General features: G+C 44.4%; 14 protein-coding genes. 12 read left to right on the forward strand and 2 right to left on the reverse strand.

What is annotated here, in order from left to right; all coding sequences use genetic code 11:
* The first annotated feature begins 99 nt into the window (after positions 1 to 99).
* The 8 genes from BGI33_RS08495 to accD all read left to right on the forward strand — a co-directional run bounded on the left by BGI33_RS08495 (position 100) and on the right by accD (position 9,060).
* On the forward strand, positions 100 to 708 hold the full coding sequence (locus BGI33_RS08495) for a hypothetical protein (RefSeq protein ID WP_100090781.1): 609 nt from the start codon (positions 100 to 102) through the stop codon (positions 706 to 708).
* 781 nt (positions 709 to 1,489) lie between these two features.
* Positions 1,490 to 2,716 carry a hypothetical protein gene (locus BGI33_RS08500; protein ID WP_100090782.1) on the forward strand — a complete coding sequence of 409 codons (1,227 nt, stop codon included), beginning with the start codon at positions 1,490 to 1,492 and terminating at the stop codon, positions 2,714 to 2,716.
* A 291-nt stretch (positions 2,717 to 3,007) separates the two neighbouring features.
* On the forward strand, positions 3,008 to 4,210 hold the full coding sequence (trpB, locus tag BGI33_RS08505; protein WP_100090783.1) for a tryptophan synthase subunit beta: 1,203 nt from the start codon (positions 3,008 to 3,010) through the stop codon (positions 4,208 to 4,210).
* 55 nt (positions 4,211 to 4,265) lie between these two features.
* Entirely contained in the window at positions 4,266 to 5,444 is a 1,179-nt protein-coding gene (locus BGI33_RS08510; RefSeq protein ID WP_100090784.1) for an MFS transporter, read from the forward strand.
* Between the two features lie 87 nt (positions 5,445 to 5,531).
* A complete protein-coding gene (locus tag BGI33_RS08515) occupies positions 5,532 to 5,807 on the forward strand; it encodes an ACT domain-containing protein (RefSeq protein WP_100090785.1) in 276 nt (91 codons plus the stop codon).
* Positions 5,808 to 5,816: 9 nt separating this feature from the next.
* On the forward strand, positions 5,817 to 7,178 hold the full coding sequence (locus tag BGI33_RS08520) for a PFL family protein (protein ID WP_100090786.1): 1,362 nt from the start codon (positions 5,817 to 5,819) through the stop codon (positions 7,176 to 7,178).
* Positions 7,179 to 7,332: 154 nt separating this feature from the next.
* Positions 7,333 to 8,118: a tryptophan synthase subunit alpha gene (gene trpA / locus BGI33_RS08525; protein WP_100090787.1), complete on the forward strand. Its 786-nt coding sequence runs from the start codon at positions 7,333 to 7,335 to the stop codon at positions 8,116 to 8,118.
* 69 nt (positions 8,119 to 8,187) lie between these two features.
* Positions 8,188 to 9,060, forward strand: coding sequence for an acetyl-CoA carboxylase, carboxyltransferase subunit beta (gene accD / locus BGI33_RS08530; protein ID WP_100090788.1), 873 nt, complete (start codon positions 8,188 to 8,190; stop codon positions 9,058 to 9,060).
* Positions 9,061 to 9,273: 213 nt separating this feature from the next.
* On the opposite strand, the gene BGI33_RS08535 is transcribed toward accD, so the two are convergent.
* Complete coding sequence (locus tag BGI33_RS08535; protein ID WP_100090789.1) at positions 9,274 to 9,621, reverse strand: DUF488 domain-containing protein; 348 nt, start codon at positions 9,619 to 9,621, stop codon at positions 9,274 to 9,276.
* A 227-nt stretch (positions 9,622 to 9,848) separates the two neighbouring features.
* A complete protein-coding gene (locus tag BGI33_RS08540) occupies positions 9,849 to 10,697 on the reverse strand; it encodes a DsbC family protein (protein WP_100090790.1) in 849 nt (282 codons plus the stop codon).
* A 325-nt stretch (positions 10,698 to 11,022) separates the two neighbouring features.
* Between BGI33_RS08540 and BGI33_RS08545 the strand changes: the two genes are divergently transcribed.
* The 4 genes from BGI33_RS08545 to BGI33_RS13475 all read left to right on the forward strand — a co-directional run bounded on the left by BGI33_RS08545 (position 11,023) and on the right by BGI33_RS13475 (position 13,655).
* Positions 11,023 to 11,823, forward strand: coding sequence for a 3'-5' exonuclease (locus BGI33_RS08545; RefSeq protein ID WP_100090791.1), 801 nt, complete (start codon positions 11,023 to 11,025; stop codon positions 11,821 to 11,823).
* A 58-nt stretch (positions 11,824 to 11,881) separates the two neighbouring features.
* On the forward strand, positions 11,882 to 12,769 hold the full coding sequence (locus tag BGI33_RS08550) for a prephenate dehydrogenase (protein ID WP_100090792.1): 888 nt from the start codon (positions 11,882 to 11,884) through the stop codon (positions 12,767 to 12,769).
* 495 nt (positions 12,770 to 13,264) lie between these two features.
* Positions 13,265 to 13,459 carry an ACT domain-containing protein gene (locus tag BGI33_RS13470; RefSeq protein WP_218965174.1) on the forward strand — a complete coding sequence of 65 codons (195 nt, stop codon included), beginning with the start codon at positions 13,265 to 13,267 and terminating at the stop codon, positions 13,457 to 13,459.
* Positions 13,407 to 13,655 (forward strand): ACT domain-containing protein, encoded by a 249-nt coding sequence (locus tag BGI33_RS13475; protein WP_218965175.1) that lies wholly within the window; start codon positions 13,407 to 13,409, stop codon positions 13,653 to 13,655. Before BGI33_RS13470 ends, BGI33_RS13475 begins: the two co-directional genes overlap by 53 nt.
* The last annotated feature ends 567 nt before the right edge of the window (positions 13,656 to 14,222 follow it).

Genomic DNA, 14,222 nt, shown 5'->3' on the forward strand with positions numbered 1-14,222 from the left:
AAGAGTTATGTATTAATAACAGTTGTGTACATTTTAATTGCTAGTTAGTTAAATTTCACGGTTTTGTTATGGGTAGAATGTCAAAAAATAAGGGGAAGAATGAATCTTTCAGAGCATAAAGTTTTTTTACAGATGAAAGCAGATGTGCAGTCAGAAAAGCCGATAATTGAGTGGCAATCTTGTCCGGTAAGATTTTCTAAATTATTTAAATGGACAGGCCAGTATTTTAGTATTTGGAATGTAATTATATTTAGTTTGTATTTTATCGCTGAGCTACTTTTTATTTATAGTCTTTCGATTGTAGTATTGTTTATTTCAATCATTATTTATGCGATATGGATGCATAATAATAAGAAAACCTGTGCTATAAAGGAGTCTCATTTAGTCAGCCTAGATCGTAAAAATAGAACGATCACAGTAAGCAATGAGCAATATGCGATCAGGCAGCACCAGCTTACCGATAATTATTTTATCCGAGTTGAGTGTGCTTTACCTTATGGGCGTAAAGTTTCATCATATAAACCACCACTTTGGCGCAGAGGCAGGCTAGTAATCAAGGATGAAAATCTGAAAACTGCTGAGATCCTGTTTGAATATTTCTTCTGTGACGTTGACGCTTTGAAACAATTGATTGAGGTGGCAGATATTCTTGCTAAAGAATTGAATATTATCCGTGCACGGGATTATGTTATCAATAAAATATATTGAGTATTAGTGGTATTTGGCTACGCAGGCTTCGGACAAGGGAGATGATAATAATACGCAGAGTATAACAAGTGCTCAGAACTATCAGGGAAGAGTCGGCGCATGAACAAATAATACTGCAATGGCAAGGATACGCTGATTTACAAGGAAAAGATAATCTGTTTGAGAGTGAATTAAGGTACGGCTGTTTGTTGGCTGCAATGCTTGTTATAAATTACTGTATTTGTGCCTGCTTTTTGTTTGATACCTATGTTGCAACAACTATGCTGAATGCGGTTTTTTGTATTGTTTACCATTGTATTGATAAATTTCAATGTTTATCTGGCTTATTCGGTGCGTAAAACGTAGCTGTTCAAAGTAATATTTGAATCTGAGAATCAGTTAATTTGCTGCTACCTGCAACTAGAATGCGAAAAAAGGTAGTGCTGTTGGTGTATTTGGGTATTTAGCGTTATGTTCCGGTAGCGCAAATGCAAGCTTTGGCTGGCGATTTGGGTATCAGGTGTGGCAAAATTATCAGCTAAGCTACTTGAGCAGTTGCAACAATAGTTTATATATATAGTATAAGTAATTTATGTCTTTATTTTATGGAAATATCCAAATTCTAGTGTTCTCTTGAATTGTGGTAAATGTTATTCCAGTTAAAATTAGAAGATTTCAATAATCTTAATAAGATATGCTATTGGGGTATTGATTAAAGAAAAATAATAGTTAGATTGCTTTGATACAGAAATTCAATTGTTTAAATTAATTAGTTTTAATACCAGTTAAAGGGAGTTTATTGGTGAATTGGAATAATGTAAAGATAGGGCAGAAACGACAAAGGTTAAATTCGCGACAGATTCTTAAGCAGATTCGGGAGGAGCTGGAAAATAATAAATCAATTTTACAATGGCCAGTATATCCTAAACTGAAAGGAAAAAGGGATGATTGGCATCTCAGGGATCAGTCATATGCATTTTATTTGTTTATGATATTGTTTATTGGTTATGGGCTTTTTTTAAATATGTTTCTGAAAAAGATTTCAGAAAGTGGGTTGACTGCTACAGATTGGATTTCTTGTTGGCTTGTTATTATTAGCTCTGGGTTTCTTATATGTTTTGTATTGTTAAATATTAGAAGCAGGCCAATTGAGCTAGCACAATATGTTGTTCTGGATCGGTATCGGAAATTGCTGACGATAGTCACTGTCAATGGACATAAACAGCAATATCAGCTGCGAAGCAACTGGAATTTATATGCTTTATACAATAATATGGATTATAGACGCCCTCAGACAATCAATCTGTTTTTATCCATACCAGAACGAAATAAACATATTCTTTTATTGGAATACCACGGTGGTTACTATTCAAAAGACTTACAACAAAAGATGAATGCTGTAGCGGCGTTATTAGCAAAAGATTTAGGTATTCGATATTTTGACTGTAATGCTAAAGAGGTTTTTAATACAATCGATAATAATTTGAAGCATAACAAGAATATTATTGAGTGGCCTGTCTATCCTTTTTTAAAATATAGAATTACTGACAAAGTATTAAAAAGTGATAAAGAAAATTATATTTTTTGGGGATCAGGTTACGTAGCCCTTAGTGCAGGCTGTTATTTCAGTGACCATAATTCTAGTGGAGATTTGATTTTTTTTCTGATTATTCTAGTATTTTCGCTATTATTTCTTTTCCATTGGTATCAATGTAATCAAAGTCAAGGCAGAGTAGCAAAATATATTATTCTTAACAGAGCAGAAAAAACCATAACTATCAGCGATGCTATCAAAGGTGAAACTCGCTATTGTTTATCATCTGATAGTATGCTGACGACAATTAAGAAAGGTAGTATTTTAACGGGCAGGTCGGTTAATCTGGTTTTAACTGCAACAAAAGAAAGACAAAAAATTTTGTTGTTTGAGTATTTTTCGATATATGGTAATACCAATGCTAAGAAGATGGATGATCTAGCCAAGAAGCTGGCCAGAGATTTGGGTATCAGATATCGCAAAACCAGTAACTAAATTTTTTTAATTATGCATGTTTGCTATAGTGCGTGTATTCAGACTGAATAAATACTGTTTCGGCTGTTGCTAATCTGAATTATTCGTGCACTTGAAGCAGATATGGGTAAATCCCCGTTGTCAGTCAACTGTCAGGTTGGCGGTAACTGGGATTTTGTTGTTATTTGGCTGGGTGAAATGGTTTTATTTATTCTGGCTTGAGTATGGATAACAGGATAATGAATTTAAAAAATGTTAATATGGCTGAATAGTTTTACTTTGCGGGTAAATTGTTGCTCAATGGAATGAAATATGGAAAATTATCACTATCCAGATGAACAGGGTTTTTTTGGTGAGCATGGTGGGCTGTTTGTGTCGGAAACGCTGATTACGGCTTTAACTGAATTAAAACAGGCTTATTATGCAGCGAAGGCTGATCCGGCGTTCTGGGCGCAGTACCATGAGGATTTAAAATATTATGTGGGTCGTCCCAGCCCGGTTTACCATGCCCGTCGCCTGTCTACCTATTTGGGTGGGGCACAGGTTTATCTGAAGCGGGAAGATTTGAATCATACTGGTGCACATAAGATTAATAATACGATTGGCCAGGCTTTGCTGGCGCAACGGATGGGTAAAAAGCGGGTGATTGCTGAAACCGGTGCTGGCCAGCATGGTGTGGCTTCGGCTACGGTAGCGGCACGCTTTGGTATGGAATGCACGGTGTTTATGGGCACGGAGGATATCCAGCGTCAGGCACCGAATGTATACCGGATGAAGCTGCTGGGTGCGCAAGTAGTAGGGGTGGATTCTGGTTCGTGTACTCTGAAAGACGCTATGAATGAAGCTTTGCGTGAGTGGGTGGCGCGGGTAGATGATACTTATTATATTATTGGTACGTCAGCAGGTCCAATGCCTTATCCGGAAATGGTGCGCGATTTTCAATGTGTTATTGGCAATGAAGCGAAAGCGCAGATGCAGGAAGCTATTGGCCGGCAGCCCGATGTGGCTGTGGCCTGTGTCGGTGGCGGTTCAAATGCCATAGGTTTGTTTTATCCTTATATTAATGTGCCTGAAACTCGTTTGGTTGGGGTTGAGGCTGGTGGTTTGGGTTTATCCGGGCATCAGCATGCGGCGCCTATCAGTTCACGCAGCCCGATGGGTGTATTGCATGGTTTTCGCAGCTATCTGATGCAGGATGAATATGGGCAGGTGGTTTCTACTCATTCTGTGTCTGCCGGTCTGGATTATCCGGGCATTGGCCCGGAACACAGTCTGCTGCATGATATTGGCCGGGTGCAGTATGAAGCAATGGGTGATGAGGCAGCCATGGAAGCTTTTCATTTGCTGTGCCATCAGGAAGGTATTATTCCGGCACTGGAATCTAGCCATGCGCTGGCTTGGGCGGTGGCCAATGCGCCGAAGATGAGCAAGGATGAGGTAATTCTGGTGAATCTGTCTGGCCGCGGCGATAAGGATATCAATACGGTAGCCCGGCTGGATGGAATTAATCTGTGATTATTCGGGTTACTGCGCTATGCTGGAGGCCAGATAATAATTATTTGTTGTGTGTATGAATAAGAGTATTAAGCTGTCTTCTGTGCAGATTTTTCTGATGGCTCTGGCCATCGGTCTGGCGGTGGCCAGTAATTATTATGTGTTTCCGCTGATTGAGGTAATGGCACGCTATTTTGGTCTTGATGTGGCCAGTAGCGGGATGCTGATTACGCTGACACAGCTGGCTTATGCGCTTGGACTGATTTTTCTGGTGCCGCTGGGTGATTTGCTGGATAACAAAAAGCTGATTGTGTCGTTGTATGCGGTGGTGAGTATTAGTGCACTGCTGATTGTGCTGGCACCAAGTTTATGGCTGTTTGTTGCTGGCTTGCTGCTGGTTGGGGCTTTTTGTACGGTGGCGCAGATACTGATGCCGCTGGCGGCCAGCCTGACGGCTCCGGAGCAGCGCGGACGGGTGATTGGTACGCTGATGAGTGGGCTATTGCTTGGCATTCTGCTGTCACGTACTTTTTCTGGTCTGGTTGCTCACTGGTGGGGCTGGCGCATGGTCTATGTGCTGGGTGCGGCTATGCTGTTGCTAATGACTTTGCTTTTGCAATGGAAGTTGCCTCATGTGCAGCGTGAGCGCAGTGCGCTAGGCTACTGGCAGACGCTGGTATCGGTATGGTCGTTGTTATGGCGTACGCCGTTATTGCGTCAGCGTGGTGTGTTGGGAGCGCTAGATTTCTGCCTGTTTTCGGTGTTGTGGACACCGCTGACGCTGTTGCTGAGTCATGCTCCTTATTATTTCAGTTTAAGTACGATTGGTCTGTTTGGTTTATTTGGTGCACTGGGGATATTTGGTTCGAATGTGGGCGGCTGGGCGGCTGATAAAGGCCGCACTTATGCGATGACGGTGGTGTGTGCACTGTTGTTTCTGCTTAGCTGGGCGCTGTTATATGCTGGAGGAATACATTTGTGGGCGCTGATTGGTGGTGTGATACTGCTGGATTTTGCTATTCAGGCTTTGCATATCTGTAATCAGTCGCTGATTTATCGTTCAGATCCAGCACTGAAAGGCCGGATTGCTTCTGGCTATATGAGCATGTATTTTATTGGCGGGGTACTCGGCTCGCTTGCTTCTGCTATGGCTTATGCACATTATGGCTGGAGTGGGGTGGCGCTGCTGGGTGGCGCGATTGCGCTGCTGATTTTGCTGTGTGCGCTGTTATTTAAATGTGAACGTATGTCTTAGGTCTGTACGGCCGGTTTGGTGCTGGCCGGGCAAGTGGTTTGTATGGCTTGCTCTGGTTTGTAATTGTTATTGTGAATAGGATTGTGTATGTCTAATCATGCTGTGATGACAGTGATTGGTAAAGATCGTATTGGTATTGTTGCTGAGGTGGCTACGCTGCTGGCAGAACATCAGGTTAGTATTATGAATATCAGCCAGCAGTTAATGGATGATTATTTCACTATGATTATTTTGCTGGACACGGAACGGTGTACTTTGCCGCGTTTGCAGTTCAGTGAATTTCTGGATAGTGAGGGTGAAAAACGGGGTTTGCACATCCGTGTGCAGGATGAGGCTCTATTTAATGCCATGCACCGGATTTAGGAGTTGTTTATGTCGTTTTCTATTCAGAATAATGAAATTCTGGAGACTGTACGCATGGTCTCTGATCAGCATTTCGATGTCCGTACGATAACTATTGGCATTGATTTGCATGACTGTATTGATACGGATATTAATCGGCTGAATGAGAAGATTTTTGCCAAGATTACTCGGGTTGGTAAAAATCTGGTGCAGACGGCAACTGAGTTGTCTGCCAGATATGGTGTGCCGATTGTGAATCAGCGCATTGCGGTAACGCCGATTGCGCAGATTGGTGCGGCTACTGGTGCGGATTCTTATGTTTCGATTGCGCAGACGCTGGATAAGGCAGCAAAGGCTATTGGTATTTCGTTTATCGGTGGTTTTTCTGCATTGGTACATAAGGGTATGAGTGCTGCGGATGAGGTGCTGATTCGTTCCATTCCTGAGGCCATGGCCTGTACTGATGTGGTATGCAGTTCGGTAAATATCGGTTCTACCCGTGCCGGTATCAATATGGATGCAGTCCGGCTGATGGGTGAAACCATCCGGCAGACGGCAGCAATAACGCCGGAAGGCTTTGGTTGTGCCAAGCTGGTGGTGTTTTGTAATGCTGTAGAAGATAATCCGTTTATGGCCGGTGCTTTTCATGGTGCAGGTGAGGCGGATTGTGTGATTAATGTTGGCGTATCTGGCCCGGGTGTGGTGTGCGCTGCGTTGCAGAATACGCAAGGCCTGTCTTTGACTGAAGTTGCCGAGCTGGTGAAGAAAACTGCTTTCAAGATTACCCGTGTGGGGGAACTGATTGGGCATGAAGCCAGTAAGATGCTGGGTATTCCGTTTGGTATTCTGGATTTGTCACTGGCGCCAACGCCGGCTGTAGGTGACAGTGTCGCCCGGATTCTGGAGGCAATGGGGTTAAGTGTCTGCGGAACTCATGGAACAACGGCGGCGCTGGCCTTGCTGAACGATGCGGTAAAAAAAGGCGGTATGATGGCTTCCAGTGCGGTCGGGGGGCTGAGTGGCGCGTTTATTCCGGTATCGGAAGATGAAGGCATGATAGCGGCAGTAGAAGCTGGTGTGTTGACGCTGGACAAGCTGGAAGCGATGACGGCGGTGTGTTCGGTAGGGCTGGATATGATTGCCGTGCCGGGGGATACACCGGCCAGTACGCTGGCAGGCATTATTGCTGATGAAGCAGCTATCGGCCTGATTAACAGCAAAACCACGGCAGTGCGGGTTATTCCGGTAACCGGTAAGGATGTAGGCGATTATGTTGAGTTTGGTGGTCTGCTTGGCCGGGCTCCGGTCATGCCTGTGAAATCCGGTTCCTGTGAGGTATTTATTAATCGTGGCGGGCGTGTGCCAGCGCCGGTGCAGGCAATGAAAAATTAAGGGTTGTGCCGCTACTGCATGTTATGATGCAGGCTATGACAATCAGCACTGGTGGTGTTGCAGGCAGTCAATATCCGGCTGCTTGCAAGGGGCGACAGCATGGTAGTTGTCTGGAAACACCACTGATGTGTTCGGGAATGAATAGAGAACGAAAATGAGTAGAATTCAACAGACGTTTGAGCGGCTGCATGGTCGCACTGCTCTGGTGTCGTATATCACTTGTGGTGATCCGAACCTGGCCACAACACTACAATTGATGCAGACGCTGGTTGCCAGTGGTACAGATATCATTGAGCTGGGCGTGCCCTTTTCTGACCCGATGGCGGATGGGCCGGTTATTCAGGCGGCAACTGAACGTGCTTTGCGCAATCATGTGTCTTTAGCAGATGTATTGCAGGTGGTAGCCCAGTTCAGGCAGGAAAATCAGACTACGCCGGTGGTTCTCATGGGCTATCTGAATCCGGTTTATCATATGGGCTATGAGCGCTTTGCACAGGCTGCTGCACAGGCTGGTGTGGACGGGGTGCTGACAGTAGACTGCCCGGCAGAGGCGATTGATGATTTGTATGTACAGTTACAGAAAAATGGGCTGGACTGTATTTTTCTGATTGCACCAACCACAACAGATGAGCGGATTAAGCTGATTGGCAGCAGAGCCAGTGGTTTTGTTTATTATGTGTCTCTCAAGGGTGTGACTGGTTCATCACAGTTGGATACGGCTGAAGTTTCGCGTAAAATTGATCATTTACGCCAGTTTATTCAGGTGCCTGTTGGTGTGGGTTTTGGTATTCGTGATGCCGACAGTGCCCGTCGTATCGGGGCGATAGCAGATGCGGTAATCGTTGGCAGCCGCTTTGTGCAGACGATAGCCGAGCATGCTGGTCGTGAGGCTGAGGCTCTGGCACCTGTTGTTGCCGAGCTCAGGCAGGCGCTGGAATAATCTGCGCAGAGTCCTAATTCTGCATGGTAGCCTGTTACAGGCTGCCGGCAAATAACCGGGAATGAAAAAATGAGTTGGTTAGATAAAATCCTGCCACCCAAGATTAAAAAAGATCCTGTGGCCAAATCCGCAGGTATCCCTGAAGGATTATGGCAGAAGTGCCCGTCTTGTGCGGCAACTTTATATGCCACGGATTTAAAGAAAAACATGGAAGTGTGCCCGAAATGCGGACATCATAATCCAGTTTCGGCACGTGAACGTATCCAGATAATGCTGGATGAGACTAAACAGTATGAAATCGGTGCTGACATTAAGCCGATTGATATTCTGAAGTTCCGTGACAGTAAGAAATATACTGATCGCCTGAGTACAGCACGCAAGCTGACACAGGAAGATGATGCGCTGGTGGTGGTACGTGGCACCATGAATGGTGTACCGGTGGTTGTGGCTGCGTTTGAATTCAACTTTATCGGTGGTTCAATGGGTTCGGTTGTGGGTGAACGTTTTGTGCGCGGTGTGCGTGAGGCGGTGAAACATAACTGTACCTTTATCTGTGTGGCTGCTTCTGGTGGTGCACGGATGCAGGAGGGCTTGAATTCGTTGATGCAGATGGCCAAAACCTGTGCTGCATTACATCTGCTTACTGAAAAGTCACTACCGTTTATCTCTGTATTAACTAATCCGACTATGGGCGGGGTATCAGCCAGTTTTGCCTTTATTGGTGATGTAGTGCTGGCCGAACCGAATGCGCTGATTGGTTTTGCTGGTCCACGGGTGATTGAGCAGACGGTGCGCGAGACTTTGCCTGAAGGTTTCCAGCGTGCGGAATTTTTGCTGGATAAAGGGGCAGTCGATCAAATTGTTGACCGGCGTGAATTGAAAGAGCGCATTGTGCGCCTGATTGGTTTGCTACGCTCCCAAGCTAGTGAAGATGCAGCTTGATCAGTATTCGTTTGTTGAACTGAATAATTAACTATAGCCGCCCTGAAATGTTGTTTCAGGGCGCTTTTATTTGTCTGGCAGGCTGAAACATATGTGAAGTTGGTAAAACTGTAAACTGAGATGTGTTCGTCCAGATTAATGTTGCCAGACATTATTTAGCAAACAGATACAACCGTCTTTTGCGGATTGGGAAGAGTGGTGCAAACTTTCGCTTTATGCCTGTAATTGCGCCAGTAATACAGGTATATGGCTGTGGGCAATGTCTTTAGCTGCGGTTAGTAGCCATAATTGCTGGTGCTGCTGATGCAGTTGTTGCAGTGTTTGCAATGCCTGCTGCTGTTGTGGCTGACACAGTTCCTGCTGATAGAGATGACAGAATTCGCTGTAGCGACTGGCCGGATTTTGATGCAGCCATTGTCGTAGCTGGCTGGAAGGTGCAATAGTCTTAATCCATTCCACTGTGCTTAGTTGGGCTTTACTGATACCACGTGGCCACAGGCGGTCAATTAATACGGCCGGTTGCTGGTGCTGGTAGAGGTAAACACGCTGAACGCTATACATGGCTATTGAGCTGAATTTTAGAAATAATTAATCATAATTTCTGAAATTTGTTGCGGCAACTGTTATGACGGCAATGACAGTTGAGAATATATTCAGATGCTGTGAATGGGTTGGTTAATGCTGATTTTGATAAATGCTATGGCTATGAGCAATATGCAGGCTGTACTGGATTATGGATAGAATAAAAAAAGCAGCCATAACTGGCTGCTTTTTGCTATAGATGTTGGTTATTTCTGGTTGTCGTTCAATTCCTGCTCTAAATCGTTTTTACGCATCAGGCCGGAAATAGTCTTACCATTCGGGAATATCATGGTAGGGGTACCATTAAAGCCGAATTTGTCCCCCAGTTTCATGGTTTCAGCTACTGGATTGTTACAATTGGCTACGCTAGCTGGCTCTTTGCCATGACGCATCCAGGCAGTCCAGGCTGTGGTGCGATCTTTCTGACACCATATCTGTACTGATTTGTTCTGTGCATTCGGGTGCAGTTCGGGTACGGGCATCAGGAAAGTATAGACAGTAACGTTATCAATCTGGGCGATTTCTTCTTCAAGCTTTTTACAGAACGGGCAATCAGGGTCAGAAAATACGGCCATTATACGTTGTCCATTACCGCGAACTTCTTTGATGGCTTTATCCAGCGGCAGTTGGTCAAAGTCTACTTTGGACAATTCACTTAAACGCTGTTCAGTTAGATTTTTGTGGTGTTGTAGGTCAAGCAGGTTGCCCAGCATGATGTAATCGGCATTTTCGTCGGTGTAGATAATCTGATTACCGGTAATTACAACTTCATAAATACCTTTAAATGGGGTGGTATAGATATTCTGTATGTTTAATTCCTGACCTTTGAATGCTTTTTGCATTTTTTTTATCAGGTTGTCGCTAAGTTTTTTACTGGTATTGGCATCGACAGTCTGGCTGGTTTCAGTTGTTGTGTTACTGGCAGCGGATGCACTGATGCCAGAAGCGGCACTGGCTGCTGAACCGGTATTGTGTACTGGTGTACCGTCGCAGGATGCGATTAAAGGTATGGTGAGCAGGGGGGTAAGCCAATGCCATAAGTAGGATTTTTTCATATTGAAAGGCTTTTACTTTTTAGTTAATGGTTAATGAATGATTTGAAATTATATGCTGCTATTATGCACAAGCGGTGGATTGCATAAAAGGATTTGTGTGAAAACTGTCGCTATTTTGCTGCTGTTCAGTTACGAAACCAGACAGGCTGCAATCTGTTGTCGCGATAGCTGCACTGAGTGTCCATAGTTGTATAGTCTGCTTGTTAGTTGTTGAGTATAAGGCAATTGAGCCGGGTATGTAATGTTGTTTTGCTTGTGAAACGGTTGGCGTGGCTACTGGCTTCATGCCACAATACTTGTTTGTTAACTAATGTGAATACATGCCATGACTCCGATTTTGGCTTTCGATATTGAAACCGTTCCAGACGTAGCCGGTATTCGTGTGCTGAATCATTTGCCGGCAGAAGTAAGTGATGCAGATGTGGTGGAATTTGCCTTGCAGCAGCGACGTGCTAAAACTGGTGGTAATGATTTTATGCAGCTGCATTTGCAGCAGGTGGTGGCCATATCATGCTGTATGCGCTGGGGTGCGGATAAAATCCATATTGGTAGTATCGGCATACCTGAAGACAGTGAAGAAACACTGATTGCGCGTTTTTTTGAGTTGATAGAAACTCATACGCCACAGCTGGTAAGCTGGAATGGTGGTGGTTTTGATTTGCCGGTATTGCATTATCGTGCCCTGATTTATGGTATCAGTGCTGCGCGTTACTGGGATATGGGGGAGGGGGATTTTGGCGACAGCCGCGATTTTAAATGGAATAATTATATCAGTCGCTATCATGCGCGCCATTGTGATTTGATGGATTTACTCTCCTTATATCAGGCACGTGCCTGTGTGCCACTGGATGACATGGCCAAGCTGTGTGGTTTCCCGGGTAAGCTAGGCATGGATGGCAGTAAGGTATGGGCGGCCTATCAGCAGGGTGAGCTGGCGCAGATTCGGCATTATTGTGAAACCGATGCGGCCAATACTTATTTAATGTATTTGCGCTTTAATCTGTTGCGTGGATTTCTGAATGCGGATGAGTACGAGCAGGAAATCCGTTGTCTGAAAGCTTATCTGAACGGACAACAGGCACCACACTGGCAGGAATTTCTGGCCGCATGGGGCAGCTCAAGTTGACTATCAATGTAAATGAACCGGATGCTAGGATGATGGTTTGTGTGGGGTGTTTCCTAATATGAGTATGCACAGGCTGGTGCTAATTGGGGTAGGCCTGATTGGTGGTTCGCTGGCACTGGATTTAAAACGTGCCGGATTGGTAGACAAAGTAGTTGGTGTTGATATCGATACAGATAATCTGACTCGGGCGGTAGAGCGGCGTGTTATTGATTGTGCTTATACTCGGATTAATGCAGAGAGTATGGCTGATGCTGATATGGTGCTGATTGCTACGCCGGTTAATACATTGCCCCTCATCTGTCGTGAGTTGGCGCCATATCTGCCTGAACAGTGTATTGTTACCGATGTGGGCAGTACGAAGCAGCTGGCATTACAGGCTTTTGCATCTGAGCTACCGCATCACTATCCGCGCTGTGTTGCAGCTCATCCGATTGCTGGTTCCGACCGGCATGGTGCACTGGCGGCACAATTTGGCCTGTTTGCCCAGAAAAAATGCATTATCTGTGCGCATGAACATCAGGATGAAACAGCATTGCAGGCAGTAATAGCGATGTGGCAGGCAGTACAGGCGCAGATTTATCATCTGGATGTAGCTAGACATGATGCGATTTTTGCAGCGGTGAGTCATTTGCCACATATGCTGGCTTATGCGTATGTTCACCAGCTGGCTGAAGCAGCGAATGCAGATGAGTTGTTGCAGTTTGCCGGTAGTGGTTTCCGTGATTTTACGCGGATTGCGGCTAGTCATCCGCAGATATGGACAGACATCTGTCTGGCCAATCGTAAGGTGCTGGCTGATCTATTACAGCAGCAACAGCAAGAGCTGGTGTATTTGCAACAATGTTTGCAACAGGGTGATGCGCAGAAGTTGACTGCTTTTTTTGCCAAAGCACAGAAAATACGCGAAGACTGGCAGAATTGGAAAAAAAAGTACTGCAAGGGGTAATTCTGGCAGATAAAGACATTATTCTGGCTAAGTTGTGGTTGAATAAAGCATTTTTTGGTGTTTTTGACTGCGCCAGATAGGTGCAGTTAATCAATTTTGCGGCATTTTTAATTAAAATAACTCTATTTTGTCGAAATAATACAAAATATGACTTGCCATGCATGCGTATTTGATGCATAATTCGCTTCGTTAAATCAGCTCCTAGTTGGTTTAACAGTTTCTCCTCTATTTCTCCTTTGTAGACTTGGCGCACACTTAACCGTGTGCGCATTTTTTTATCTATTTTTCTTTATGCCTACGGTATATATGTCTGGTCATGCCGGAATGCTGCATGGCAACTTTATCTGGGTTATCTGAAAACAAATTGCTTTAGCTGATTGTTGCTCATGCTTGTCTGCATATCTAGTGTCTTGTTGATTGGAAGGTTGGCGGTGCTATCGTCTGAAAATAAATATTGCTAGGATAAATGTTTTACATTTTTAGCAGGAAATGACGATGTCTGGTGAACAGAATCTGCGAATTCTGCTGCAATCGGCTGCGCCGCAGCATAATCCGGGGAAATATGTGTTCTGTACTGTGCAGCAACCAGCACCGGCATTGCTGGACGCTGCTGTGGCTACCATACAGGAAAGTGAGGGTGCTACTGATTCTGCCGCAGGCTGTGGCAGATGCACAGCAGTTCGGCTATGAATATGTTGCTGGCTGGATTACCTTAAAAGTGCATTCTTCTTTGGCGGCAGTAGGACTGACAGCAGCATTTTCGCATGCACTGGCGCAGCAGAATATCAGCTGTAATGTGGTAGCTGGCTATTATCATGACCATATTTTTGTGGCTGAAGATGGTGTGCAGCAGGCTTCGGTCATTCTGAACAGTTTAGGTGAATAATTGTAGTCGGATAATTGAAATTTGGCTGGCTGATGGTAAAACTGAATAATTGACGTAAATGATAAATGTACAGATGATGCAATATCAAACACCCTATGCAAAAGATATTAGCGATTTATTTCGTGTTGCAATTCATGTCATTGATGCCGATATTTACACACAAGGCCAGTAGGAAGCATCGTGCTCTACATTTTTTAATATCATATGCAGGCTGAATGATTACAATACATAAATCCATGGATGGCTCTGTTAAATGGTTGCTTAACAGGGTCTATCAAGCTGATTTTAAAGTACTGAAAATTGTTTCTGTGCACTTATGTTTATTATTACGCCAGAGGTCGGGGCGATGCGGCAAGGCAAGTTATTGCCGGAAGTAAATTAGGTTGTTGCGCGACACTTGTATTTGTTGCTGGCATAACTAGCACTGCCTGGTTAGGATGTGCTTAGGCGTTATTCACTGATTGAAACTGTTAGCTATAAACAGCAGCAGTTGTCTTACCAATAGATTACTGTGGCCGAAAACTAGACATTCATCAGCATTGAAACAGTTATTAAGGCAATTAGGAC

The sequence above is a fragment of the Snodgrassella alvi genome (assembly GCF_002777425.1).
Taxonomy (GTDB): Bacteria; Pseudomonadota; Gammaproteobacteria; order Burkholderiales; family Neisseriaceae; genus Snodgrassella; species Snodgrassella alvi_B.

Bases quoted from the DNA above. Each gene is read 5' to 3' on its own strand.
- BGI33_RS08495 (WP_100090781.1), top strand. From the start codon at position 100: ATGAATCTTTCAGAGCATAAAGTTTTTTTACAGATGAAAGCAGATGTG.
- trpB (WP_100090783.1), top strand. From the start codon at position 3,008: ATGGAAAATTATCACTATCCAGATGAACAGGGTTTTTTTGGTGAGCAT.
- BGI33_RS08510 (WP_100090784.1), top strand. From the start codon at position 4,266: ATGAATAAGAGTATTAAGCTGTCTTCTGTGCAGATTTTTCTGATGGCT.
- BGI33_RS08515 (WP_100090785.1), top strand. From the start codon at position 5,532: ATGTCTAATCATGCTGTGATGACAGTGATTGGTAAAGATCGTATTGGT.
- BGI33_RS08520 (WP_100090786.1), top strand. From the start codon at position 5,817: ATGTCGTTTTCTATTCAGAATAATGAAATTCTGGAGACTGTACGCATG.
- trpA (WP_100090787.1), top strand. From the start codon at position 7,333: ATGAGTAGAATTCAACAGACGTTTGAGCGGCTGCATGGTCGCACTGCT.
- accD (WP_100090788.1), top strand. From the start codon at position 8,188: ATGAGTTGGTTAGATAAAATCCTGCCACCCAAGATTAAAAAAGATCCT.
- BGI33_RS08535 (WP_100090789.1), bottom strand. From the start codon at position 9,621: ATGTATAGCGTTCAGCGTGTTTACCTCTACCAGCACCAGCAACCGGCC.
- BGI33_RS08540 (WP_100090790.1), bottom strand. From the start codon at position 10,697: ATGAAAAAATCCTACTTATGGCATTGGCTTACCCCCCTGCTCACCATA.
- BGI33_RS08545 (WP_100090791.1), top strand. From the start codon at position 11,023: ATGACTCCGATTTTGGCTTTCGATATTGAAACCGTTCCAGACGTAGCC.
- BGI33_RS08550 (WP_100090792.1), top strand. From the start codon at position 11,882: ATGAGTATGCACAGGCTGGTGCTAATTGGGGTAGGCCTGATTGGTGGT.
- BGI33_RS13470 (WP_218965174.1), top strand. From the start codon at position 13,265: ATGTCTGGTGAACAGAATCTGCGAATTCTGCTGCAATCGGCTGCGCCG.